Origin of the sequence: Streptomyces sp. R28 (assembly GCF_041052385.1) — a bacterium.
Lineage (GTDB): Bacteria > Actinomycetota > Actinomycetes > Streptomycetales > Streptomycetaceae > Streptomyces.
This window is the reverse complement of sequence record NZ_CP163439.1, coordinates 4,667,941-4,693,168: the sequence shown is the minus strand read 5'-3', so window position 1 is coordinate 4,693,168 and position 25,228 is coordinate 4,667,941. Positions and strand designations below refer to the sequence as shown.

Annotated in this window: 18 protein-coding genes; 9 read left to right on the top strand and 9 right to left on the bottom strand. The window is 71.5% G+C overall.

The window, feature by feature from the left end; translation table 11 throughout:
• Positions 1–30 precede the first annotated feature (30 nt).
• A complete protein-coding gene (locus tag AB5J49_RS20665) occupies positions 31–447 on the bottom strand; it encodes a hypothetical protein (protein WP_369170095.1) in 417 nt (138 codons plus the stop codon).
• Positions 448–516: 69 nt separating this feature from the next.
• Complete coding sequence (locus tag AB5J49_RS20660) at positions 517–912, bottom strand: nitroreductase/quinone reductase family protein (protein ID WP_369170094.1); 396 nt, start codon at positions 910–912, stop codon at positions 517–519.
• Between the two features lie 101 nt (positions 913–1,013).
• Between AB5J49_RS20660 and AB5J49_RS20655 the strand changes: the two genes are divergently transcribed.
• A complete protein-coding gene (locus AB5J49_RS20655) occupies positions 1,014–1,841 on the top strand; it encodes an endonuclease/exonuclease/phosphatase family protein (protein WP_369170093.1) in 828 nt (275 codons plus the stop codon).
• Between the two features lie 306 nt (positions 1,842–2,147).
• Here AB5J49_RS20655 and AB5J49_RS20650 read toward each other — a convergent pair whose 3' ends face one another.
• A complete protein-coding gene (locus tag AB5J49_RS20650) occupies positions 2,148–3,671 on the bottom strand; it encodes a CehA/McbA family metallohydrolase (RefSeq protein ID WP_369170092.1) in 1,524 nt (507 codons plus the stop codon).
• 200 nt (positions 3,672–3,871) lie between these two features.
• On the opposite strand from AB5J49_RS20650, the gene AB5J49_RS20645 reads away from it, so the two are divergent.
• The 4 genes from AB5J49_RS20645 (at position 3,872) to AB5J49_RS20630 (ending at position 9,477) form a co-directional block, all read left to right on the top strand.
• Positions 3,872–4,720 (top strand): LLM class F420-dependent oxidoreductase, encoded by an 849-nt coding sequence (locus AB5J49_RS20645; RefSeq protein ID WP_369170091.1) that lies wholly within the window; start codon positions 3,872–3,874, stop codon positions 4,718–4,720.
• A gap of 180 nt (positions 4,721–4,900) precedes the next feature.
• The gene (locus AB5J49_RS20640; protein WP_369170090.1) at positions 4,901–7,486 is read left to right on the top strand and encodes a bifunctional FO biosynthesis protein CofGH; all 2,586 of its coding nucleotides are present in this window, start codon (positions 4,901–4,903) and stop codon (positions 7,484–7,486) included.
• Positions 7,487–7,554: 68 nt separating this feature from the next.
• Positions 7,555–8,115: a hypothetical protein gene (locus tag AB5J49_RS20635; RefSeq protein ID WP_369170089.1), complete on the top strand. Its 561-nt coding sequence runs from the start codon at positions 7,555–7,557 to the stop codon at positions 8,113–8,115.
• Positions 8,116–8,286: 171 nt separating this feature from the next.
• A complete protein-coding gene (locus AB5J49_RS20630) occupies positions 8,287–9,477 on the top strand; it encodes a DUF418 domain-containing protein (protein ID WP_369170088.1) in 1,191 nt (396 codons plus the stop codon).
• A gap of 22 nt (positions 9,478–9,499) precedes the next feature.
• Here AB5J49_RS20630 and AB5J49_RS20625 read toward each other — a convergent pair whose 3' ends face one another.
• Together AB5J49_RS20625 and AB5J49_RS20620 are read right to left on the bottom strand one after the other, a co-directional pair.
• The gene (locus tag AB5J49_RS20625; RefSeq protein WP_369170087.1) at positions 9,500–10,351 is read right to left on the bottom strand and encodes a pentapeptide repeat-containing protein; all 852 of its coding nucleotides are present in this window, start codon (positions 10,349–10,351) and stop codon (positions 9,500–9,502) included.
• A gap of 358 nt (positions 10,352–10,709) precedes the next feature.
• A complete protein-coding gene (locus AB5J49_RS20620) occupies positions 10,710–11,222 on the bottom strand; it encodes a DUF2165 domain-containing protein (RefSeq protein WP_369170086.1) in 513 nt (170 codons plus the stop codon).
• An 88-nt stretch (positions 11,223–11,310) separates the two neighbouring features.
• On the opposite strand from AB5J49_RS20620, the gene AB5J49_RS20615 reads away from it, so the two are divergent.
• Both AB5J49_RS20615 and AB5J49_RS20610 read left to right on the top strand, forming a co-directional pair.
• Positions 11,311–13,917 carry a tetratricopeptide repeat protein gene (locus AB5J49_RS20615; protein ID WP_369170085.1) on the top strand — a complete coding sequence of 869 codons (2,607 nt, stop codon included), beginning with the start codon at positions 11,311–11,313 and terminating at the stop codon, positions 13,915–13,917.
• Between the two features lie 151 nt (positions 13,918–14,068).
• Positions 14,069–15,184 carry an ADP-ribosylglycohydrolase family protein gene (locus tag AB5J49_RS20610; protein WP_369170084.1) on the top strand — a complete coding sequence of 372 codons (1,116 nt, stop codon included), beginning with the start codon at positions 14,069–14,071 and terminating at the stop codon, positions 15,182–15,184.
• 310 nt (positions 15,185–15,494) lie between these two features.
• On the opposite strand, the gene AB5J49_RS20605 is transcribed toward AB5J49_RS20610, so the two are convergent.
• Together AB5J49_RS20605 and AB5J49_RS20600 are read right to left on the bottom strand one after the other, a co-directional pair.
• The gene (locus tag AB5J49_RS20605; protein WP_369170083.1) at positions 15,495–17,063 is read right to left on the bottom strand and encodes a sodium:solute symporter family protein; all 1,569 of its coding nucleotides are present in this window, start codon (positions 17,061–17,063) and stop codon (positions 15,495–15,497) included.
• 162 nt (positions 17,064–17,225) lie between these two features.
• Complete coding sequence (locus AB5J49_RS20600) at positions 17,226–18,011, bottom strand: SDR family oxidoreductase (protein WP_369170082.1); 786 nt, start codon at positions 18,009–18,011, stop codon at positions 17,226–17,228.
• Between the two features lie 104 nt (positions 18,012–18,115).
• Between AB5J49_RS20600 and AB5J49_RS20595 the strand changes: the two genes are divergently transcribed.
• Entirely contained in the window at positions 18,116–18,979 is an 864-nt protein-coding gene (locus AB5J49_RS20595; protein ID WP_369170081.1) for a hypothetical protein, read from the top strand.
• A 15-nt stretch (positions 18,980–18,994) separates the two neighbouring features.
• On the opposite strand, the gene AB5J49_RS20590 is transcribed toward AB5J49_RS20595, so the two are convergent.
• Positions 18,995–20,851 carry an MFS transporter gene (locus tag AB5J49_RS20590; RefSeq protein ID WP_369170080.1) on the bottom strand — a complete coding sequence of 619 codons (1,857 nt, stop codon included), beginning with the start codon at positions 20,849–20,851 and terminating at the stop codon, positions 18,995–18,997.
• A gap of 197 nt (positions 20,852–21,048) precedes the next feature.
• Complete coding sequence (locus tag AB5J49_RS20585) at positions 21,049–23,880, bottom strand: D-alanyl-D-alanine carboxypeptidase (protein ID WP_369170079.1); 2,832 nt, start codon at positions 23,878–23,880, stop codon at positions 21,049–21,051.
• 253 nt (positions 23,881–24,133) lie between these two features.
• Here AB5J49_RS20585 and AB5J49_RS20580 point away from each other — a divergent pair, with 253 nt between their 5' ends.
• A complete protein-coding gene (locus tag AB5J49_RS20580; RefSeq protein WP_369170078.1) occupies positions 24,134–24,889 on the top strand; it encodes a GPP34 family phosphoprotein in 756 nt (251 codons plus the stop codon).
• The last annotated feature ends 339 nt before the right edge of the window (positions 24,890–25,228 follow it).

Below are 25,228 nucleotides of genomic sequence, written 5' to 3'. Positions count from 1 at the left end.
GGGCTCGCCGGCACCCTGCGGTCTGGGTGTTTACGGGTGGATTCGGACTGTCCGGGCCGTGTTGCCGCGGACGTCCTTGACCGTGAAGTCGACGCCGTTGATGGTGCAGTGCAGCGGCGGGGTGCCTCCGCAGCCCATCTCGGTGCCGTCGCCGTAGGCCTTGATCTGGATGTTGGTCTTGCTGATCTGCGGGAAGGTGACGCGTTCGATCCAGAAGCGGTGAGCCTTGAACCCTTCGCCCTTCTTGACCTGGACCTTGCAGTCGAGGTCGGCGCACTTCTTCAGACGCGCGGGATAGGAGATGGCCCGCGTGTCGGCTGCCGCCGCCGAATGGGCTGCGACACCCGTCACGGTCAGAGCGAGAGCGATCGCGCCCATGGCTGCTTTGCGGGAGCGAGCGGCTGCGCGCCTGGTCGCTCCCACCTTCGTCTTCGTGGTGTGTTCCATGCGGCGGTTCTACCGGGCCGGCCTTGGGACGGGTCCCGACGTGCGGCCCTGATCAGGCCCGTCGGACCGTCAGTCCCCCAGGTCCACGCGCACCGTCAGCAGGTTCGTCCCGAGGGCCCTGACGCCGGCGCTGTTGAGGCGGGGCAGGTCGCGCAGGCGGGCGACGGGGTCGTCGTCGGGCAGGAGGTGGGCCGTGCCGGTGTGCCACCGCCCCCGGATCCGTACCCGCACCCGCGGATCGGCCTTGATGTTGCGGACGTACTGGGACTTGTCCCCGAACTCCGAGACCAGCCAGAAGGAATCCCCGACCCGGCGGCCGCCCACCGGTGTCTGCCGGGGCAGGCCGGAGACACGGCCCCTGGTCTCCAGGACCGTCTGGAAAGGCAGTCGGCGCAGCATCGGATTCCCGACGCGGCGTTGGAAGGTGGTGGCGGCGCGGAACCTGAGGTCGGCGAGGCGGGACATTGTGTGTGAGTCTCCTGTCTCGTGCCGGGTGTCACGGCGCGACGGTCGAACTGTTGCTTCAATGGTCCCCGACGCGGCATGACGAGAGCGGGTGGCTGCGGATGCGGGTCGTGACCTGGAACCTGTGGTGGCGCTTCGGGCCCTGGGAGGCCCGGCAGAAGGCGGTTCTCGCCACGCTGCGCGAACTGCGCCCCGACGTGGTGGGCCTGCAGGAGGTGTGGGCCGCCGGTGGCGAGAACCAGGCCGAGTGGCTGGCCGGCGAACTCGGCATGCACTGGGCCTGGGCCCCCTCGCCCGCCCCCGAGCGCTGGCGCCGGCGGATCGGCGACCCCACGGTCGACATCGGCAACGCCGTACTGAGCCGCTGGCCGGTCACGGACCGGCGCACGCTGCGACTGCCGGCGCCCTCCGACATCGACGACGGCCGCCTCGCCCTGTTCGCCCGCCTGGCCACCCCCTCCTACGACATCCCCTTCTTCACCACCCACCTCACCTCCGCCCTGCACGCCTCGGCCATACGCTGCCACCAGGTCACCGCGCTCGCCGAGTTCATCGCCGAGAACCGGGGCGACACGCCCTTTCCGACCGTCGTCACCGGCGACTTCAACGCATGGCCCGACTCCGACGAGATCCGCCTCTTCGGCGGCTGCCGGACCACGCCGGTCGTACCCGGCCAGGTCTTCCTCGACGCCTGGCAGTACGCCGACGCGTCCGCCCCGTCGGTCACCTGGGACCGCGAGAACCCGTACGTCGCGGCGGGCCTGGGGCCGAGCGTGCGCATCGACTACATCCACGTGGCGCCGCCGGGGGCGGGGGGACTGGGGCATGTGCGGGACGTGCGGCGGGCGGGGGACGGGCCGGTCGAGGGCGTCTGGCCGTCGGACCACGCGGCGGTGGTCGCCGACCTGGGCGACGGGCCGACGCCTTGACGGAGCGGGGAAGCCGGCAGGGAGGTGCTCATGGCTCGACATCTACAGCGCCGGCCACACCCGGCCGCGCCGGCGAGGTGATCACGCCCGCTGACTCGGGCGGTTCGTGGCGGGCGCGGGTGAGCTGCAACGGGCGGGCCGCGGCCGCGGCTCTGTCGCAGGGTTGAGGGTACGGGGCGAGGCGTGGAGAAGTACCTGGTGCGATTCTGGCCGTCCAGCCTCTGAACAGGACGCCACGCGTGAGGCCACGCAGGAGGTCACGGGGGCGGCGGCCCGCCCGCGGACCGCCGCACCGTCCGCCCGCCTCTACGAACGCCCCAGGAAAACCGGATTCGTGAACGCCGCCAACGCCCCCGGCAACGGCCCCACCGCCGCCTCATGCCGCAACTCCGCCCGCACATACGCCGCGTAAGACGGCGTCGTACGCCACTCCACGACCCCCGCCCCCGCCACCGGCAGCGGCGGGCTCGTGAAGAGGACGCCCTGGTCGGTCACGAAGCGGACCGTGCAGCGGGGGGCGCCCGTGGCCTCCAGGCGTACGGTCACCGGCGAGTTCCGGCCGACCTCGAGCCGCTCGCCGATGCCGGCGTGTTCGCCCTTCGCGCCGGAGACGCCGAAGGTCAGGGAGATGTTCTTCGACTCGGCGACGTACGCCCGGCCCGCCTTGATGCCTTCCTGGATCGCCTCCCGCGTCAGGTCGTCGGCCAGGACGACGGTCTGAGGTGAGCCGACCGGGTCCGGGTCGCGGTGGGCGTCGCTGTTGCCCATCGCCGGGATCCAGTCACGGCCCTCCCGTACCGACGCCACCAGCATGCTGTCCCAGTCGGCCAGCGTGACTTCGTCGTCGGGCGTGTAGGGGCCGTTCCAGACCTCCACCGCGTCCGCCTCGGCGAAACCGAACTTCCAGTTGCAGCCGACGCAGGTGGCGTGCGGGTGGGCGGGGACGACGAGGCCGCCGGCCTGGCGGATCCGGCGGGCGAAACGGCCGAAGCGGTTGTCCCGGGCGCGGTAGCGCCAGTCGACGAAGGTGCCGGGGTCGGTGCCGAGCGCCACCACGTGGCCGTTCCGTGTGGTGACCTCCTCGCCCAGCATGATCAGGAGGTCGTCCCCGGCCTCGGACGCCCAGTGCGCGTGCGCCGAGTGCGTGTTGTGCTCCGAGCTGTTGATGAAGTCCAGGCCCGCCGCTCGCGCCAGCGCCGCGATCTCGGCGGGCGTACGGCGGCCGTCGGAGTACCAGGAGTGCAGGTGGCAGTCGCCCCGGTACCAGGCCCGGCCCCGGCCCTTCGCCCGCTGAGCCGGGTACGTCGGCTCGACGGCCTCGCCGGGCTCGCCGTAGGTCAGCGTGATGGTGAGCTCGTACGGCAGCCCCTGCGGAGCCACCGTGTAGGGGCCCAGCGCGATGTGCCACGTGCCCTCACGCACCGGGCCCGGGATGTACCCGGGCGTCGCTTCGTCCGTCCGGATGAAGAACTCCGTGCGGGCCCCGCCCGACCAGCCCCGGAAGCCACGGCCGCCGAGCTCCGTGCCGCGCCAGTCGAAGATGCCGATGTCGAGTGCGTTGCCCGGGGTGCCGGCCGGGACGGACGGCTTCTCGTAGGTGTAGGAGACCTTGATCTCCCGTACGCCGGACGGCACTTCGACCGGTACGTACACGAAGTCGGGGGACCCGGGCGGCAGGGTGCCCCGCACGGTGCGGGTCTCCGCGTCCTGGGTGTTGTCGGCGCCTGAAGCGAAGGTCACGCTTCCCAACGTAAGCGCGGCGGCGGCGCCCGTCACGAACAGTGCGCGTCTTCCCAGGCCCGTGTGGCCCGCGTGATCGTCCTCGCACATGCTGCTGCTCCCCAGGTCGTCGTGAAGGACAGGGCGTGGGTGGTGCAGTGGTGGTGCGTGCAACTCTGGTATTCAGCCGTGAACTGCCGTGCAAGGGAAGGGAATCGGCAGCCAATCGGTAGCCGGCCGGCAGTCGGCCCGAACGCTGTGCCGACCGGTCGGTATCGACATCGGCACGTGCGCGCGGTACAGATGCGGTCATGCGCATCTCCGTGACGATCTTCCTCACCGACGAGAGCATCACCCCGACCCGGCTCGCCCGTGAGCTGGAGCAGCGCGGGTTCGCCGGGCTCTACCTGCCCGAGCACACCCACATCCCGGTCGAGCGGGTCACCCCGTACCCCGCCGGCGGTGACCTGCCGCCCGAGTACGGCCGTACCCTCGACCCCTTCGTCGCCCTCGGCCAGGCCGCCGCCGTCACCGAACGGCTCGGCCTCGGCACCGGCATCACGCTGGTCGCCCAGCACGACCCGATCGACCTCGCCAAGCAGATCGCGACCGTGGACCACCTCTCCGGCGGGCGGTTCACCCTCGGCCTCGGCTTCGGCTGGAACGTGGAGGAAGCCGCCGATCACGGCGTCGAGTGGGCCACGCGCCGCGAACTCGTCCGGGACCGGATGGCCCTGATGCGGGCCCTGTGGGCGGACGAACCCACCGCGTACGAGGGGGAGTTCGGGGCGGTACGTGCCAGCTTCGCCCACCCTAAACCCGTACAGAAGGCGCGCACGTCGAAGGTCGTCGGGCCTCGCACGCTCATCGGCGGAGCCGCCGGGCCGAAGCTGTTCGCGCACATCAGCGAGTACGCCGACGGGTGGCTGCCGATCGGTGGGCGCGGATTGTCCGAAACTCTTCCCCGGCTGCGGGCTGTCTGGGCCGACGCCGGGCGTGATCCGAACGCCCTTCAGGTCGTGCCGTACGCCGTCCATCCCAGCCCCGGCAAGCTCGCGCACTACGCGGAGCTGGGGATCGAGGAGGTCGTGGTGCAGTTGCCTCCGGCGGGCGAGGGGGAGGCGATGCGGCTACTGGACGGGTACGCCGAGTACTTGTAGCCGACGGGTGGAACGCCGGCCCAGCGCCTCGTCGCCGAAAGGCGCGGGACCGTGTCGGTATGCGGCTCCGCCGCGTGGGCGCGACCAGCCACAACGAGCCCGCACCCGGCAACGCACCGCAGCCCCCACAGACCACCCCGACCTCGCTGAACCGGCGGAGCCCGACCGTATGCTCGAAGGATGACGAACCCCGCGACCTCCGGAACCGGCCCGACCGAGAACTCCATGCGTCGCGCCCTCAAACGCGCCCGGGACGGCGTCGCCCTCGACGTCTTTGAGGCGGCCGTGCTGCTCCAGGCCCGCGGCGAGGCCCTCGACGACCTCGTCGCGTCGGCCGGCCGGGTGCGGGACGCGGGCCTCGACGCGGCAGGCCGGCCCGGCGTCATCACGTACTCGAAGAGCGTCTTCATCCCCCTCACCCGGCTGTGCCGGGACAAGTGCCACTACTGCACCTTCGTCACCGTCCCCGGCAAGCTGCGCCGCGCCGGGCACGGGATGTTCATGTCGCCGGACGAGGTCCTCGACATCGCCCGCAAGGGCGCCGCCCTCGGCTGCAAGGAAGCCCTCATCACCCTCGGCGACAAGCCGGAGGAGCGGTGGCCGGAGGCCAGGGAGTGGCTGGACGCGCACGGCTACGACGACACCATCGCCTACGTGCGGGCCATCTCCATCCGCATCCTGGAGGAGACGGGCCTGCTGCCCCACCTCAACCCGGGCGTCATGACGTGGACCGACTTCCAGCGCCTGAAGCCCGTCGCCCCGTCGATGGGCATGATGCTGGAGACGACCGCGACCCGTCTGTGGTCGGAGCCGGGCGGCCCGCACTACGGCTCCCCGGACAAGGAGCCGGCCGTCCGCCTGCGCGTCCTTGAGGACGCGGGCCGTTCCTCCGTCCCCTTCACCTCCGGGCTCCTGATCGGGATCGGGGAGACGTACGAGGAGCGGGCCGAGTCCCTCTTCGCGCTCCGCAAGATCTCCCGGGCCTACCACGGCATCCAGGAACTGATCATCCAGAACTTCCGCGCCAAGCCGGACACCGCGATGCGCGGCATGCCGGACGCGGAACTGGACGAACTCGTCGCCACCGTGGCGGTCGCCCGGCACATCATGGGGCCGAGCGCCTGCCTCCAGGCCCCGCCCAACCTGGTCGACTCCGAGTACGAGCGGCTGATCCGGGCCGGCATCGACGACTGGGGCGGGGTCTCCCCGCTGACCATCGACCACGTCAACCCCGAGCGCCCCTGGCCGCAGATCGAGGAACTGGCCGACCGGTCGGCCGCCGTCGGCTTCGAACTGCGCGAACGCCTCTGCGTCTACCCGGAGTTCGTCCAGCGCGGCGAGCCCTGGATGGACCCGCGGCTGCTCCCGCACGTCCGGGCGCTCGCCGACCCGCAGACGGGCCTGGCGCGCCCGGACGCCGTGGTCGAGGGGCACCCGTGGCAGGAGCCGGAGGAGGCGTTCGTCGCGTCCGGCCGTACGGATCTGCACTCCACCATCGACACCGAGGGCCGTACGTCCGACCGCCGCGACGACTTCGACGAGGTGTACGGCGACTGGGGCGCCCTGCGTGAGGCGGCCGCGCCCGGGATGACGCCGGAGCGCATCGACACCGATGTGCGCCAGGCGCTGCGGGTCGCGGCCGACGACCCGACCCGGCTGACCGACGAGGAGGCGCTGGCGCTGCTGCACGCGGACGGCCCGGCGCTGGACGCGCTCACCCGCATCGCCGACGACGTCCGCAAGTCGGCGGTCGGCGACGACGTCACGTACATCGTCACGCGGAACATCAACTTCACCAACGTCTGCTACACCGGCTGCCGCTTCTGCGCCTTCGCCCAGCGGCGCACGGACGCCGACGCCTACACCCTGTCCCTGGACCAGGTCGCCGACCGCGCCCAACAGGCCTGGGACGTGGGCGCGGTGGAGGTCTGCATGCAGGGCGGCATCCATCCGGACCTGCCGGGGACGGCGTACTTCGACATCGCACGGGCCGTGAAATCCCGCGTCCCCGGCATGCACGTGCACGCCTTCTCCCCGATGGAGGTCGTGAACGGGGCCACCCGCACCGGCATGTCGATCAGGGAATGGCTCGCGGCGGCGAAGGAGGCGGGCTTGGACTCCATCCCCGGTACCGCCGCCGAGATCCTCGACGACGAGGTCCGCTGGGTCCTGACCAAGGGCAAGCTGCCGACGGCGACGTGGATCGAGGTGGTGACGACCGCGCACGAGCTCGGCATCAGGTCCTCGTCGACGATGATGTACGGCCATGTCGACCAGCCCCGCCACTGGCTCGGGCACCTGCGCACGCTGGCCGGGATCCAGCAACGCACGGGCGGTTTCACGGAGTTCGTGACGCTGCCGTTCATCCACACCAACGCGCCGGTGTACTTGGCGGGGATCGCGCGGCCCGGCCCCTCGATCCGGGACAACCGCGCGGTGACGGCGATGGCCCGGCTGCTGCTGCACCCGTGGATACCGAATATCCAGACCAGCTGGGTGAAGCTGGGCACCGAGGGCGCGGCCGAGATGCTCCGCTCCGGCGCGAACGATCTGGGCGGCACGCTGATGGAGGAGACGATCTCGCGGATGGCGGGTTCGTCGTACGGCTCGTACAAGTCGGTCAGGGACCTGATCGCGGTGGCGGAGGCGGCCGGCCGTCCGGCGAGGCCGCGCACGACCCTCTACGGCGAGGTGCCGCAGGAGCGGCAGCGGGCTGCGGCGGCGTCGGACGGGCATCTGCCGGAACTGCTGCCGGTGCTGGACTGAGGAGGATCGCTTCGCGGGGGTCGGTACGATGATCCGACCCCCGGCGGAGGGGTTCCGTAGCTGAGGAGATGCGTGCCGTGCCTGCTCCCAAGGTCTGGGTGACCGGTCTGACGGTGGGAGCGATAGCCGCCGTCACCGTCCTCGCCGTACAGGCCGACAAGGGGCCGCACCCGACGGCCACGGCGGCCCGCCCGAGCGCGTCGGCGTCGGCGGGGGCGAGCCCCGCACCGTCGAGGTCCACCGCACCCGCCGCCGTGCCTGAGGGCTCGGGCACGGGACGCCGGATCGTCTACTCCCTCGGCCAGAAGCGGGTCTGGCTGGTCGACGCGAGCGACGCGGCCCGCCGTACCTTCACCGTCTGGCCGGGGACGGTGAGCCCGGACCCCGGCACCTACACGGTGTCGACGCGCAACATGGCCACCACGGGCTCGGACGGTGTGCAGATCGAGAACATCGTCTACTTCGCCGCGAAGTCCGGTGTCTCCATCGCCTTCTCCAACGCCGTGGACGGCTCCTCGCCCCCGCCCGCCGCGGGCAAACAGACCGGCGGGGTCCGGATGCGCGCGGCCGACGGGGCGGCGTTGTGGACGTTCGGGGAGACGGGCACACCGGTCGCGGTCGTCAAGTAGCCGTCCCTCCCGTAGCCGTCCCTCCCGTAGCCGTCCCTCCCGTAGCCGTCCGTCCCGTAGCCGTCCATCTCAGGGCGGACGGGCCGGTGTGGTCGTCTGCATCCTTTTGTGTACGACAGGTTCGGCACCGCTCACGACGATTCGGGCCGTTGCCGCCGTGACGATGAATCCATGACGCACACGGACGCGCGAGCCCCGCAGGCACTGGATTCCCCGCCCACCGGACGGCGACTGCCCCTCCTCGACGTACTGCGCGGGGCGGCCATCCTGGGCACGCTCATGACGAACGTATGGATCTTCACCGGTCCGGGCGGGGAGTGGGGAGTCCTGGAGTCCGGTTCGAGCGAGCCGTCCTTCGGATCGCTCGCGGGAGCCGTCCAAGGCACCTTCAGCGTGCTGGCGAACGGCAAGTTCCTGTCGCTGCTGACGATCCTGTTCGGCGTCGGGCTGGCCATCCAGTACGGCTCGGCGGCGCGACGCGGACAGCCGTGGCCGGGGCGCTACCGGTGGCGGGCGCTGTTCCTGTTCGGCGAGGGCACGCTGCACTTCGTCCTGGTCTTCGCCTGGGACGTACTGATGGGATACGCGGTCACCGCGCTGCTCGTCGCCTGGCTGCTGACCCGCTCGGAGCGGGCGCAGCGGCGGGTGATGTGGTGGGCGGCGGGGATACACCTGGCGGTGATCGGCCTGCTGACGGCGGGCATGGCCCTGGCCGGCAGCGACGAGGGTGACACCGGGGGCACGGTCTCCCGCGAGGTCGTCGACCTCTACGCGCACGGCGGCTACCTGGATCAGATCGCCTTCCGTCTGGAGAACGCGATCGCGCTCCGCATGGAGCCGGTACTGACCTTCTTCCTCCTGATCTTCCTCTTCCTGGTGGGCGTACGGCTGTTCCGGGCGGGGGCGTTCGGCGCGGACGAGACGGGGCGGAGGCTGCGCTCCCGGCTCCTGCTGTGGGGCCTGGGCCTCGGACTGCCGCTCAACGTGGCGGCGACACTGGCCGGCCCGGACCTGTTCCTGCTGGCCCGGTACGGCACCGCGCCGCTGCTCGCCCTCGGCTACATCGGCCTGATCGGCGCGCTGGTGGACCGGGTACGGCGTCCGGGCCCGCTGATGACGGGGCTGACGTCCGTCGGCCGAACCGCCCTGTCCGCCTACGTCCTGCAGAACCTGCTGTGCGTGCTCGTCTCCTACGGCATCGGACTGGGCCTCGCCGAACGGCTCGGTGACACGGGCCCGTGGTGGGTGGTGGGACTGTGGGCCACGGTCTGCGCGTTCCTGATGGTGGGCTCCACGCTGTGGCTGCGACGCTTCTCGGCGGGGCCCCTGGAGACGGTCCAGAAGTGGGCCCTGCGCCACTGATACGCGAACGGCGTCGGGGTGGTCATGGCGCCGCGTTCTGGAGATCGGTGGGGCGCGGCGAGCCGGTGGTGGGGGAGAGGGAGGGGGAGGGCGCGGGAGTGGGGGTGGTCGGGGTCGATGTCGGCAGATCCCCCTCCGGGCGACGCACGCGGGTCAGATCGGCTCCGTCCAGCCGTACGTCCAGCAGGTCCGCCTCCCGCAGATCCGTGTGGTGGAGCGTGGCGCCACGCAGGTCCGCCTTCTCCAGGTCGGCGGCTTTCAACTGGGCGGATTGGAGGCGGGCTTGGGACAGGTTCGCCTCGGTGAGAACGGCGTCGTTGAGGACGCCTTTGCTCAGGTTCGCCCCGGCCAGATCGGCGCCCTTGAGGTTCGTTCCCGTCAGCGTGGCGCCATGCAGGTCCGCGCCGGACAGCTTCGTGCCTTCCAGGTTGCCGTGGGAGAGGACCGCTCCGGCGAGGTTCGCCCCGCTCAGATCGGCCCGGTGAAGATCGACGCCGGTCAGCCGGACGCCTCTGAGGTCGATGGGGCGATCACCGTCGTGCGCGGGGTCGCGCTGACCGAGCACGGAGAGGGCCGCCTGGATGTCGGGAGCCTTGCCGGTCGTGGACGACTTCTTGGTGGCGTGACCGCGGATGTACTCGGACAGGGTGTAGAGCACCGCCGGCTGCTGTCGCGGAGAGTCCTCCATGATGCCCTGCAGGGAAAAGATCGCGCCTCTGCGGATGTTGGCGGAACCGTTGTCCAGCCGTTCCATGGCCTTGTCGAGCCGGTCCGCGATCTGTCCCTGCTCTGAAATGGTCAGTTCTTCGGAGGCCTGCGTCACGGACACCCAGGTGAAAGCCAGTGTGGCGACCGCCGCGACCCCGGGGAGCATCAGCGCGACGAGACCCGCTCGCTGTCCCCAGAGGGCCCCTTCCGCGGGCGGGCCCCCCGCCGGGCGGGAGGCGGCACCGGTCCCGCGGCGCTCCGGTGCTCCGCGGCGGTGTCCTGGGCGATGTGCTCCCAGCGGAGCTCTGCCGCGCCGGCCGGCGGGCCGGCCCGTTTGTGCCCGGCGTTCTGCGATCCGCCGCAGCTGTCTGCTCCGTGCCCCTGCCCGCGGTATGCCTCTGGTCATGCCTGCCATTCGAACCGACGGCGGCCCGGAGAGGGGTGGATGTGGCTGCTGGGTTCACAGGATTCCCACGCATCCGGGCCGCCGGTCGTCAGTGGCGCTGGGCCGTCAGCAGCAGGGGTCAGCCGGCGTCGGCCTGCCCGCTCCGCCCGAGCGGCAGATGGTTGACGATCAGCACGACCCCGCTGAACAGGAACACCCGGGTCGCGGCGTCCAGCCCGTTCCAGTCGCCCGACTGCCACATCGAGAACCACTCACCGCCGATGGCGATGAACCCGCCGCCGAACAGCAGCATCAGCATCAGCAGGCCGTAGGTGGAGAAGCGGCGGGCGCGCGGGTCGTCGCGGCGGAACCAGAGCCAGGTGCCGTATATGAGGACGAGGGCGGCGACGGTCTCCCAGGCGATGATCGCGACGTACGCCGCGTCCTGAAGTCCCTTGCTGGTGATGGCTCTCCACATCAGGTCGTCGTCCTTGAACGTCGTATCCATCGCCAGGACGTGCCGCACGAACTGCTGGTTCGTCCCGAAGTCGGTGATGTTCCCGAAGGCGACGAGGGCGATGTAGAGGGCGACCGTCGCGGTGAGGAGGGTGGCGGCCAGGTGCAGGGCGCTGCGTGGGGGTGTGGTTGGCATGGTGGTCATCTTTCCTGTGGGGGTGCTGTGTTCCGCATGCATTGAGCCAGAATGATGGCGCAGGAGGCCCGACCGAGAGGACGCACGGGTGGCGCAGTCGCAGCCGTCGATGCAGGAGCTGATCGCGCGGCGTCAGCGCGCGGGGTTCGCGGGACGCAGTGCGGAACGGGCTGCCTTCCGGGCGAACTTCGACGTTCGGCCGGAGGACGACAGGCATCGGTTCCTGTTCCACGTGCACGGGAACGCGGGGGTCGGGAAGACCTTTCTGATGCGCGAGCTGGAGCAAGTCGCCCGTGAGTGCGGCGCGTTGACCTCGTTCGTCGACGAGAACGCGGGCAGCGTGCCGGAGGCCTTGACGGTGATCAGCCGTCAGTTCGCCGCGCAGGGACGGCGTTTCAAGGATCTGGAACGGTTGCTGGCCGTGCACCGGGAGCGGCGGCACGAGGCGGAGGCGGCCGCCGTCGCAGCGCTCGAACCACGGCCACAGACGCCTTCGGCAGGCAGCATGGTGGCGGCAAGGGCGGGCCTGGTGGGACTGGGGATGGTACCGGTGGTGGGACCCTTCACCGGCGCACTGGATCCGGCCCCGCTCGCTCAGGGAGCCGACCGGCTGCGGGCCCGCCTCAGCGCGCGCTTCCGCAGCCACGAGGACGTCGAGCTCGTGCTCTCGCCCGAGAGCGTGCTCACCCCCGTGCTGCTGAACGAGCTGTCCGACGCGGCATCCGCGGTGCCGTGGATCGCCCTGTTCTTCGATACCTACGAACGGACCGGGTCGTTTCTCGACGGCTGGCTGTGCGATGTCATGACCACCGACCGGTACGGCGCGCTGCCGGCCACGGTCGTCGTGGTGACGGCCGGTCAGCTGCCCTTCGACAACGGCCGGTGGCGCGGCTTCGGCGAGTTCATGAAGGACGTACCGCTCGGGCCGTTCACGGACGCGGACGTACGGGCGCTGCTCGCGACCCGGGGAGTGGTGGCCGAGCCGGTCGTCGACGAGGTGCTCCGCCTCACCGGCGGACTCCCGGTCCTCGTGTCGATGCTCGCCGAGGCCCGCCCCGCAGGCCCGGACGAGGTGGGAGACCCGAGCGCCACCGCCGTGGGTCTGTTCCTGGAGCGGGAACAGGATCCGGTACGGCGGGACATCGCCCTGGTGTGCGCGCTGCCACGGAGGCTGGACGCGGACGTGTTCAGGGCGCTGGTCGACCGGCCGGACGACGAACTGGATGCGCTGTACGAGTGGCTGCGGGGCATGCCGTTCGTCGGAGAGCGGGGTGATCGACTGCAGTACCACGACGTCGTACGGGCACCCATGCTGCGCTGGCAACGGAGCCGGTCGTCCGTGACGTGGGCGGAGCGGCACCGGTCGCTGGCGGCGGTGTTCCGGGAGCGGCGGACCGAGGCCGCGGCGGGCCGGGGCGCCGAGAAGGCGTGGGCCGACGAGGAGTGGCGCGAGCTGCGGCTGGCGGAGTCGTATCACCTGCTGTGTGCGGGGGAGCGGCGGGTGATGCCGGAGGTGCTGCGGGACCTCGTCGACGCCTGCGACCAGGGTGAGTCCATCGCCGGGCGGTGGCTGCAGATGCTGGTGGACGCGGGGCGGGACGCGGCCGTGGAGGCCCTGGCCGGAAGGGCACGGGAACTGTCGCAGGCCCTGGCCGCCGGCGGAACGGCCGCTGTCCTCGGGGTGTTGCTGCGGGAGGCGGGGTTCGACGGGGTGGCCGGGGTGGGCGTCCCTGGTGCGGCGGCGTCCGGCGTGGGTCGGGGCACAGGCGTGGGCGGCGTGGGCGGCAGGGCCGGCATGGGCGGCGCGGGTGCGGCGTCGGGCGTGGGCCGTGGCACAGCAGCCCGGCCCGGTGCGTCCCGCGGTCCCCAACCGCGGGGCCTGGGCCGCGGGGCACTGGGGCGATCACGTGGCGGTGTGGTGGGCGGCGGACGCCGGGACGAGCGGACCGGGGAAGACTGGAGCGCCGTCCTGCCCCGCGCCGCGGCGGCCCGTGCCTACCGCGTCCGGGCCATGACCCACGACCTCGCCGGCGACCTCCGAGCGGCCGTCGCCGACCTCGACCGAGCCCTGCGGCTGGCCCCCGAGGACGCCCGCAGCCTCACCCTGCGCGGCGAGTACCGCCGGGCCCTCGAGCATTACGACAGAGCGCTCGACGACCTGGACCGGGCGATCCGGCTCAACCCCACCGACGACTTCGCCTGGGCCTCCCGCGGCGCCACCCGCCTCAGCCGCCACGAACTCGACAAGGCGCTCACGGACCTCGACCGCGCCGTGGAGCTCAAGCCGGACTACCCCTGGGCGCTGGTCCGCCGGGCCCGCGTACACCGCGCCCTCGGCGACCCCGACCGCCAACTGGCCGACCTGGACCGGGCGGTGGCCGTGGACCCGGACTGGGCCTGGGTCCGCTGCGAGCGCGGTGACGCCCTGCGCGCCACCGGCCGCGACGAGGAGGCCCTCGCCGACTACGACCACGCGCTCGCCCTGGAGCCCGACTACGACTCCGCCCGCGCGAGCCGGGGCGCCTCACTGGCCAACCTCGGCCACCACGAGGAGGCTCTCGCCGACCTTGACCGGGTGCTGGAGAGGAGGCCGTCGTATGGGTGGGCCCTCCGCCAGCGGGCGGCCGTCCACCGCCACCTCGGAGACGAGGCCGGGGCCACCGCGGACGAGGAGCTTGCCCAGGCTTATGAGTGACGCCGGCACACGGTGATAACTGCCCACTCAGGATCACTCGTGACCATTCAGGCCACACCTCGCATACCATTCCGCCCCCTGAACCGACCGTCCCCGGTCGATTACAGTGGCGAACTGTCGTACGGACGGACGCTGTCACGGGGAGGTCTTGGTGGGTGCGACACTCGGCGCCGTCTGGGGCCGTACCGAACAGCAGGACTTCCGTAGCCGGGTGCGCGGCACGCTTCTCGGGACGGCGGTGGGGGACGCCCTCGGAGCGCCGGTGGACGGGCTGGGGCTGGACGAGATCAAGGAGCAGTACGGCCTTGAGGGGCTCGTCGATCTCGGGTTCGGGTATGGCCGGCGCGGTGCCGTGACGCACCTCACGCAGCTCACCCTCTTCAGCGTGGACGGGTTGATAAGAGCGCAGGTCCGGCGGGACACCGGCGCCTGGCATCCGCCCACCGACGTGCACCGGGCGTATCTGCGCTGGGCCGCCACACAGCGGGACTGGGGTCCCGACGAGCGCCGTAAGGACGACGGGTGGCTGGCGCGGGAGGAGTGGCTGTACGCCCGCCGGGATCCCACCCGCGCGCTCCTGCTGGGCCTCGGTGACGAGACCATGGGCACGCTGGAGTCGCCCAAGAACACGGCCGAGCTCGGGCCCGAGGCCGTCGCCCGTTCCGCGCCCTTCGGGCTGCTCGTCGGCTGGGAGCCGCAGCTCGTCGTCCAGCTCGCCGTGGAGTGCGCGACGCAGACCCACGGCCATCCCATCGCTTACCTGGCGGCAGGCGCGTACGCCGTGATCGTGCACGGTCTGGCCTGCGGGGAGAGCCTCGACGGGGCCGTGCAGCGGGCGCTCGCGCTGCTCGCCCTGCGGCCCGGGCACGAACCCGTGTCGGACGCGTTGCAGCACGCGCTGGGCGCCGTACGGCAGGGCATGCCCACCCCGGCGCGGGTGGAGGAGCTCGCGGCCGACGGCTCGGCGGACGGGCTGCTCGCGGCCGCCGTGTACTGCGCCCTGGTGGGTGAGGACGTCCGCCACGGGCTGTGCCTCGCCGTGAACCACGACGGCCCCTCCGCCGCCGCGGGCGCCCTCACCGGCGGCCTGCTGGGCGCCCTGCACGGCGAGACGGCCCTGCCCCCGGCCTGGCTGGCCGAACTGGAGGGCCGCCCCACGATCCTCGAACTCGCCGACGACTTCGCCATGGAGATGACCCAGGGCCCCGCCCTGCACGGGCCGGCCGGAGCCTCCGCCGGGTGGCTGGCCCGCTATCCGCGCGCCTGAGCCGCGGCAGAGCGGACCCGGACGCCGCGCTCTACCGCGCCGCAGGCGCTGCTCCGTGTCGTGATCGTCAGCAGTGACCCCGACTGCTCGGTGACTGCTCGGTGTTTCTGGGCACCGAGGACGCCGCCGGGCGGGAAGGCGTCGGCCTCACCCTCAAGAACCGCGACGACCACGACCCCGTGGCCTTCGACACGGATCGTCGGCCGGACACCCCGTACAGCGGGCACCGGCAGCGGGCAACGACAGCGGGCAATGACAAGGGCGGCCCCCGGTGCGCGAGTGGCCGCCCTCCCCTCTCCCGTCCCGATCCTCAGTCCTTCGCCCGGACCACGTCCTCCACCGGGCCCGCCGGAGTCGGCACCGCGGCCGCGGCCGCCCCGTCCCCGTCGGTGTTGATCTTCTCGATGATCGCGAGCCGCTCCGGGGTGTCCTCCGGCTTGATGAAGCCGACGAGGATGTACAGGACCAGCGACACCGCCAGCGGGATCGAGACCTGGTACTGGAGCGGGACGCCGCCCTCGATCTGCCAGCTGATCGGGTAGTTGACCAGCCAGAAGGCGAGCAGACCCATCGACCAGCTGGTGAGCGCGGCGGTCGGGCCCGAGCGGCGGAACGGGCGCAGCAGGCCCAGCATCATCGGGATGGCCATCGGGCCCATGAGCCCGGCGACCCACTTGATGACGACGGTGATGATGTCGCCGAAGGTCGGGGAGTTGACCTGCGTCGCGGCCGCCATGGACAGGCCGAGGAAGACGACGGTCGTGATCCGGGCGACCCGCAGGCCCTGTCCCTCGCTCCAGGCCCGCGCCCTGCGCCACAACACCGGCGCGCAGTCCCGGGTGAAGACGGCCGCGATCGCGTTGGCGTCGGAGGAGCACATGGCCATGGTGTGCGAGAAGAAGCCGACGATGACCAGGCCCAACAGGCCGTGCGGGAGCAGCTGTTCGGTCATCAGGCCGTACGAGTCGGAACCGTCCCCCTTCTGCGACGTGACCAGCAGCGGCGACATCCACATGGGGAAGAAGAGGACCACCGGCCAGACCAGCCACAGGATCGCCGACAGGCGTGCCGAGCGCTCGGCCTCGTACGCGCTGGCCGTGGCCATGTAGCGCTGGGCCTGGTTGAGCATGCCGCCGTTGTACTCGAAGAGCTTGATGAAGAGGAAGGCGAGGAGGAAGACCGTGCCGTAGGGGCCGACCAGCGGCTCACCGTGGCCCTGCAGCTCCGGCCTGTCCCAGGCGTCGAAGAAGCCGATGCCCTTGTCGTTCAGCTTCATGATCACGGCGACGAACATCGCGACGCCGGCCAGCAACTGGATGACGAACTGGCCGAGTTCGGTCAGCGCGTCCGCCCACAGGCCGCCGATCGTGCAGTAGACGGCCGTGATGGAGCCGGTGATCAGGATGCCCTGGTTCAGCGAGATGCCGGTGAACACGGACAGCAGCGTCGCGATCGCCGCCCACTTCGCGCCCACGTCCACGATCTTCAGCAGCATGCCGGACCAGGCCAGCGCCTGCTGGGTCTTCAGGTCGTAACGGTTCTTCAAGTACTCCAGCGGGGAGGCCACATGGAGTCGCGACCGCAGCCGGTTGATGCGCGGCGCGAACAGCTTCGAGCCGATGGCGATGCCGAGCGCGATGGGGAAGGACCAGGTGACGAAGGACGTGACGCCGTAGGTGTAGGCGATGCCCGCGTACCCGGTGAACATCACCGCGCTGTATCCGGACATGTGGTGCGAGATGCCGGACAGCCACCACGGCATCTTGCCGCCCGCGGTGAAGAAGTCGCTGACGTTGTCCACCCGCTTGTGCGACCAGACGCCGATCGCCACCATCACGCCGAAGTAGCCGATGAGCACGGCCCAGTCGAGACTGTTCATGGGTTCCCTTCCAGGGTTCCGTCCTGTGAACGGCTCGCCCATGGTGGGTATGGTGGCGCGGGCACGACAAGCGCGCGTCAGGTCAACAGAAGGTAAAATTGTTCTGTGTGGTGACCTATGTTCATGGATATGAACTCCTGAAAGGTGGCTGAAGGGGCACTTTCAGCGCATCAGCTCCCCCGCGTTCACCAGCAGCGACTGCCCGGTGATCGCCCGCGCCCGGTCGGACGCGAGGAACACCGCCGCGTTCGCCACATCCCCGTCCGTGGCCAGCTCGGGCAGTGCCATCCGCTCGGTCAGCCGCTTCCGTACGTCCCCCTCGGGTGCGCCCTCCGTCTGTGCCGTGAACTGGACATACGCCTGCACCGGAGGCCCCCACATCCAGCCCGGCAGCACGGTGTTGACCCGGATCCGGTGCGGTCCGAGCTCCCGGGCCAGTGAGTACATGGCGCTGGTGAGGGCGCCCTTGGAGGCGGCGTAGGCGGCCTGGCTCACCTGCGACGGGGCGGCCACGGCGGACTGTGTGCCGATGAACACCACCGACCCGCCGCACTCCTTCAGCGCCGGCAGACAGGCCCGGGTCATCCGCAGCGAGCCCAGCAGATTGACGTCGATCACCGACTGCCAGGTGGTGAAGTCGGCGCCCTCCAGCCCGCCGAAGTAGGAGTCCCAGGCGGCCACATGCACCACCCCGTCGATCCCCCCGAACCGCTCCCGCGCCAGCGCGGCCAGCGCCTCGCACTGCCGCTCGTCGGTGATGTCGGTCGCCCGGTACGCCGTGTGCGCCCCGTCGGGATCGATCTCGGCGGCGCTCTTCGCGAGGTTCGCCTCGGTGCGCGCCCCCAGCACGCAGTTCCCGCCGTCCCGTACGACCGCCGCCGCGACCTGGTGACCGAGCCCGGCGCCGACTCCCGAGACGACGACGGTCTTGCCGGTGAGCAGTGACATCCGGCCCTCCCTGACTGTGTTCTGGCTCTGGCGCATTATCTGACGGAGCGTCAGAGTATGGGCGTCCGAGGGAGGACGGAAGGCAGCGGAAGGAAGGGAACGGCATGAGTGAGGACACCCGCAGCGAGGCGTACGCCGAACTGGCCGCCGTCGGCCCGTACGGAGTCCGCCCGGGACACGCCCTGATCACCATGGTCGAACCGCACCCGGGCCACGAGTACGCCTACAACCGCTGGTACGAGGACGACCACTACTACGCCGGCGCGATGGCGATGCCGTGGATGTACGCGGGCCGAAGGTGGGTGGCGACCAGGGACCTCCAACTCCTGCGCTACCCCGAGAAGTCGGCGATCGCCCAGCCGGTCACCGCAGGCTGCTACCTCTCGACGTACTGGATGACCGCGGGCCGCTACGACGACCACATGCGCTGGACGGTCGCCATCAACAAGCGCCTCAACCACGACGCCCGCGTCTACCAGGACCGCACCCACGTCTTCACGGCGTTCCAGGAGCACGAGGCGACGGTGTACCGCGACGGCGCGGCGGGCCCCCGCGACTTCCACGCCCTGGACCACCCCTACGCGGGTCTGGTGGTGCAGGTCATCGACGCGGACTCACCGCAGCGGCGCACCGAACTGCTGGAGTGGCTGCGCGCACGTCACCTCCCCAAACGCCTGGCGGGCTCCCCGGCCGCGATGGTGACGATCTTCCGGCCCACGCCGCTGCCGCTGGACCGCATGTCGTACGTCAAGCAGGTCGAGGGGGTCGACACCCGCCTGACGCTCCTGTGGTTCCTGGAGACGGACCCGAGGGAGTGCTGGGAGCGCTGCTTCACCGACCTGGACACGGCGGTCGGCGCCGCATCCGTCAGCGGCTCCGCCGCGGGAGGGCTGGGGCGGGTGGAGCTGGTGGCGCCGTTCATCCCGACGGTGCCGGGCACCGACACCTACGTGGACAGGCTCCGCTGACGGCTTCGGCTCCCGTCAGCGCAACTCCTCCGGACACGGAGTGCCCCGCGGGAACGTGTACGGCGCCGCCAGCCGGTACTCGCCCGCCCGCGGAGCGACCAGCATCGTCCACCGGTCGCCGAGCGCGTCCTCCGCCGTCTCCGTCAGACAGCCGTTGGCGTTGTGGTACGTCTTCGGCTCGTCGTCGGGACGGTTCCTGGACGCCTCCGTCTCCCGCGGCGGGTCGAGCTTCTTGCCGTCGGCGTCGACGATGCTCAGCCAGGGCGAGTAGGGGATGCGGATGAGGACGCGGCCCGGCTTGCTCACCCGCATCGTCATCTCGCCCTGCTCGGCCCGCTCGACGACGGCGTTGGGCTCGGCGAGCGGCGCCGGGTCGGTCACCTGGAACAGCTGCCAGTTGGCGTCGCCCCACACCTGCTTCAGATACGGCATGCCGCGCTGCACCAGCTGCCGCTCACGCTGCGCCGAAGAGGGGTCCGGCTCGTCCTTGGGCAGCACCACGAAGTGCACGGCCCAGCGCTGGAGCCACTCGTGATAGTTCGCGGAGTTCAGGGTGTCGTCGTAGAAGAGCGGGTTGCGCTCCATGTCGGCCTGGCGCATCCAGCCACGCGCCAGATTGACGTACGGCGCGAGCGCGGAGGCCTCGCGGTGGGAGCGGGCGGGCACGACCTCCACCCGGCCCTTCTCGGCGCCGACCTCCTGGAGCTCGTTGACCAGCGGGGCCAGCTCGCGCGCCCAGGACGCCTCCGGGGCGGCGTGGATGATGTCGTCGACCGTCTTGTAGCCGATCCAGCCGGTGAAGGTGAGAAGTGCCAGCACGCCCGTGTACCACTTGCGCGAGCGCGGCACCGTGAAGGGCAGCGCGGCCACGAGGGCCGTCCCGCCGAACAGCATCGCCAGGCGCGTGATGTTGGAACCGATCTGTGAGCTGACCACCCAGACCAGGACGACCGAGAGGCCGTAGACGGCGGACACCAGCCGGACCGTCTTCCACTCCTTGGGCACGAGCACGAACGTGGCGACGGCGCACAGCAGCGGCAGGAGCACCGAGCCGATCACCATCGGCTGCGTGCCGGAGAAGGGGAACAGCCAGGCGGACACGGCCACGACCGCGGCCGGCGCGAGGCCCAGCGCCCACGCTCCCGGCCGCCGCTTCTGCAGGAACAGCGCCACCGCCACGAAGCCCACGAACAGCCCCGCCACCGGCGACGACATGGTGGCCAGCGCGGCCAGCGGCGCGGCGCACAGTGCCTTCGCCCACCGTTTGTAGCGCCAGCGGTACGGCCAGCAGAACACGACGGCCACCGCGCCCAGCGCGAACATCGTGCCGAGCCCGAAGGTCACGCGCCCCGAGATCGCGTTGCACACCAGCCCGAACACCCCGGCGAGCGCCGCCCACAGGGGGTTCTTCACCGACCGGCTGCGGAGCAGGACCAGCGTCAGCAGACCCGCCGAGACCGTCCCGGCGATCATCATCGTCGTACGGACACCGAGGACCGACATCAGATACGGCGACACCACGCTGTACGACACCGGGTGCAGGCCGCCGAACCAGGCCAGGTTGTACGCCGAGTCCGGATGCCGGCCGACGAACTCGGCCCAGGCGTCCTGGGCCGCGAGATCGCCGCCGCTGCTTGCGAACGTGAAGAACCAGATGACGTGGAGAAGTCCGGCCAGAGTCGTGATCGACAGCACCGGATGGCGCAGGAGACGCTCACGCAGGGTGAGGGCGGCGGAGCTCAACCGCGACGGCGGTCTGTCCTCCGGAGGGCTTTCGCGCTCTCCCTGACGTGGCGCGGGCACGCGTATTCGCGGACCGGCTCCCCGTCCCGGATCGGCGTCGTCCGCGCGTGTCGGCTCCGCAGTGGCCACCTTGAGGCACTCCCCGTACTGTCCTGTCTTCTGTTCTGGCCGCGTCCCGTTTCCCGCGTGTGTCGGCCCTGTCCCTGAAGAATCTCCGGCCGCGCCTCGTCCGCGACGACCTGCCGGTTTCGTGACGCTAGCACGCAGCCCGCCGACGAGGCCTGTCGGCGGGCTGCGGTGTGACGCCGCTGAACCGTCCCCGGGGGTCAGCCGAGGCGGGTCAGCTTGTCCGTGAAGCCCGGTTCGGTGAGGTCCGTCTGCAGGGCGACCGGGATCTTGACGGCGCCGCTCGTGCCGTCACCCACGGTGAGCGTGCCCACCTCGGTGCCGGCCTTCGCGGTGTGCGGTACGGCATCGGAGGCGAAGGTCAGCTCGACCTTCAGCCCGGCCCAGCCGACCGCCGTGACGTCCTTGGTGGCGACGACCGCGGTGCGGCCGCCGAGGCCGTCGTCGACGTATCCGACGACGTCACCCTTCTTCAGCAGTGTCGCCGACTTCAGGGCGTCCTGTGCGGCCCGGATCAGCTGGTCGCCCGAGTTGAGCGCGGCAGCGAGGATGCCGCCGCCCGCGTCCGGCTGGCGCACCACGGCGCCGACGATGGTCCGGGTCTCGCCGCCGATCTCCTTCTTCGCGGCGAACACGAGGTTGCCGAGGGCGGAGGTGGTGGTGCCGGTCTTGATGCCGACGACGTCGTTGTGGCCGACCAGCTGGTTCCAGTTGCCGTGGTTGTGGCCCTTGTAGTCGTCGTACGACATCATCGCGGCGACCTCGCGGAAGGCGGGGTACTTCATCGCCGCCTTGGCCAGCTTCACCTGGTCCACCGCCGTGCTCACGGTGGTGTTGTTCAGGCCGGAGGGGTCGGTGTACGTCGTGTTCGTCATGCCGAGGCCCTTGGCGGCGGTGTTCATCTTCGCCACGAACCCCTTCTCGGAGCCCGCGTCCCAACGGGCGAGGAGGCGGGCGACGTTGTTCGCGGATGCGATCAGGATGCTCTCCAGGGCCTCGCGCTGGGAGATCTTGTCGCCCGCGAACACGTCGACGGTCGACTCCTGGCCCGCGTCCGACTGGTCCTCGGCGGCCTGGTCGATCCCGATGTCCGGGCCATTGGCGCCGCTCTTGAGGGGGTGCTCGCGCAGGATGACGTACGCCGTCATGACCTTGGCGACACTGGCGATCGGGACGGGCTTCTGGTCGCCGGAGGAGCCGAACGTGCCGAGGCCGTCCACGTCGAGCGCGGCCTGGCCCTCGGCCGGCCACGGGATGTCGACCTTGCTGCCGTCGAACGTGTAGGTGTCCTCGGCGGTGAGGTCGAGGGTGGGGGCCGGGAGCGGGCGCACGGACTGGACGACGCCGAGGATGATCACGAGCAGCAGGACCAGCGGGGTCCAGATCTTGATCCGCCGGATGACCGTGCGGACGGGGGTGTCCGGGGGCGGCGGCGTGTTCGTCAGCTCGGCGAGCAGGTCGAGCGGGGGCCTGGGGGGCAGCGGCTGCTGCGTGGTGCGCTCGGGGCCGACCTGGGGGATGGCGGCGGTGGCGTCGGGGGGCGCCGCGGCGGTGTCCGGGGCCTTCGGGGTGTCCGGGGCCTTCGGGGTGTCCTGCCGGATGTCCGCCTTCAGGGCGACGAACTTGCTCGTGCGCTCGGAGGGGGACTCGGGCTGCTTGGGGGCCTTGAGGGTGGTCGTGGGCTGGTCGACGGGGGGCTTGGCGGGGCGTACGGCCTTGAAGACGGCGGTCGGCTGATCGACGGGCTTGGCCGCGGGCGCGCCGCCCTGCCCGGCCTCGGCTTCGCCGTCGGCCTCGTCGCTCCCACCCGCACCACCCGTGCGGCTCTCGTCGCCGGCTGCGGATGGCCCCCGCGGGGCGTCCTCGCCGTCGGCGGCTGCGGGTGCGTCGTCAGGGGTGGCGTCGTCGGCGGCATTGCCGTCGCTCGCGTCGGCGCTCCGGGCGGGGTCGCCCGAGCCGTCCGCGGCGTCCTGGGCGGCTTCGCCCGCGTCGTCGGCGGCAGCCTTGCCGGACGCGTCCGCGGCTGCGACAGGAGCCTCAGCAGCCCCGGTCGAGCCGTCCTGGGCGGCCGCGGGGGTCTCGTCGGCGCCGGAAGCCTTGGCGGGCTCGCCCGAGCCGTCCTCGGCGGCTACGTCGGCCTCGGCGTCGGCGTCATCGGCGCCCTGAGTCGCGCCGCCCTCGGCGTCGCCCGCGGTCCCGGCCTCGGCGTCGGTCACGTTGCCGGCTTCGTCGGCATCCTTGGTGCTGTCGTCGGCGGTGTCCGTGGAAGCCACCCAGGCCGCCACAGCAGCCTTCAGCCGAGCGTCACCCGGCGCGTCAGCGTCGTCACCGTCATCAGGCGCCTCGGACGAGGTCCCGTTCCCGGCACCCTTGCCTTCGGCACTCCGCGAACCCTCGGCCTGCGAGCCCTTGGCGTCGTCGGTCTCGGCCTGGGTGCCCTCCGCGTCGTCGATCTCAGCGTCAGGGCTCCCGGTCTCGCTGTCCCCGGCGCTCCCGGCCGCAGCCTCCGCGCTGCCGGCGTCCGAGTCTCCGGCGCTCGGGCCCTCGGCGTCGTCAGCGTCAGCCTCGGCGTCAGGGCTCCCGGCCTCGCTGCCCGCGTCGCTCTCGCCCGCAGCCTCAACGTTCCCGGCGCCCGTGCTCGCGCTGTCGGAGCCCTCGGCGCCTGTGCTCGCGCTCTCGGAGCCCTCAGCGCCCGTGCTCGCGTCCTCGGAGCCCTCAGCGCCCGCGTCCGCGTCGGCGTCGCCGTCCTCGGCCCCCCCGGCCTTCTCCAGCTCCGCCCTCACGGCCTCCAGCTCCCGCCGTGACAGGACCCTGGTCGCCGTGTCCACACCGCCGCGCGGCGTGGCGGCAGACTCCGGCGGTGCGGCACTCTCACGTGCCACCGCCAGTCGAGGGTCGCGCTTCTCACCGGTGCCGGCTGCGCGCGCGCCTTCGGTTTCGGGGCCGGACTCGGGAACCGGACTCGCGCTCCCCGACGTCGGTTCTGCCGACGACTCGCGCTGCTTCGACCTGTCGGGGGACTCGCCCGCCACCGATGCCTCCTCCATGTGCCGCCGCACGCCCTCCGTGCGTCTGCCGAACCGTGAGCCGTCGCTCGGACACCGCGCCCGCACGACCCCCCGTGCCGCTGCCCGAACCATGTACCAGTGTCCTGTGCGCGACCCTCTACTTCTGCGGTAGACGAGAACGACATACGTGCCGGTTCCCTCACGAACCGGTCACGCACCCTCGACAGATGAATGTGAGAGGGGTCACCCTGTCTTTCATCCACGCGGGGAGGCATGGATGGGCAGGAGCCGCAGAACACTTCCGGAGGAGCTTCTGCTGCTGGCGTTGGACCCGGCCACGGGTACCACCGCACAGCCGCAGTCGCTCGACCTCGGTCTGGCCGGAGCGCAGCTAGTGGAGCTGGCGCTGGCCGGACGGATAGCCCCAGACGGGGATCGTATCGCCGTGGTGGCACCACGGCCGACTGGAGATCCAACATTGGACTGCGCATTGGAGTTGCTGCGAAGGCGTGGCGCTCCCGTGCGTGCCGTCCACTGGATTGGCGGGCCCCGGCTGGGGCTGCGCCAGACCTACCTCTCGCATCTGGAGCGGTGCGGCATGGTGCATGCCGTGGCCGGTCAGATGTGCGGGGTATTGCCGACGACTCGCTACCAGGCGACGGACAACGAGATCAGCCGGGAGATCAGGGCCCGGCTGGATTCGGCGATCCGCACCGGCGTACCGCCGGACCCGCGGACCGCGGCGCTCGCCGCCCTGGCACACGCGGTCGGCCTCGGCAAGCACCTGTATCCGGGGAACGAGGGGCGATCCTCTCGTTCTCGGCTGCGGGATCTGATCAGGCACGACCCCATGGGCGGTCTCGTCGCGCACGCCGTGATGGACGTCCAGAACGGCGCGGCGGCCCAGCCGCGCCGCAGCCCGGCCCCGGCCGGCCGTCAGGCCGCCCCCGGAGGCAGGGCCGCAGCGGAACCCCCCCGTGGCGTTCCGGTGCAACCGCGCCGCGGATCCATGGCGCGTGTCGTGGCCCACTGAGCCGCAGTCCCACGATCCGCACCAACCGGTCCACCGCACGCACCGCCTGATCCACACGCTCGACAAGCTCCACACGCTCGACAGGCACGGCAAGCTCCACAAGCACGGCAAGTTCCACACGCTCCACCAGTTCCACGAGCTTCATACGCACGCCACGTGCAGCGCCGCACCGCAGTCCCCAAGACCCGGTCCGGGAGCCGCTGGTCCGCGCGGGGCGACGGGACCGTACGTCCGGACGACGACACGGGTCCCGCCGCCCCGCGCGGCCGTATTTGCCGGGGGTGTCCCCGAACTGGCGTGTATCCAGCGCATATCCACCGTTTCCCAGCGGTAGTAAGC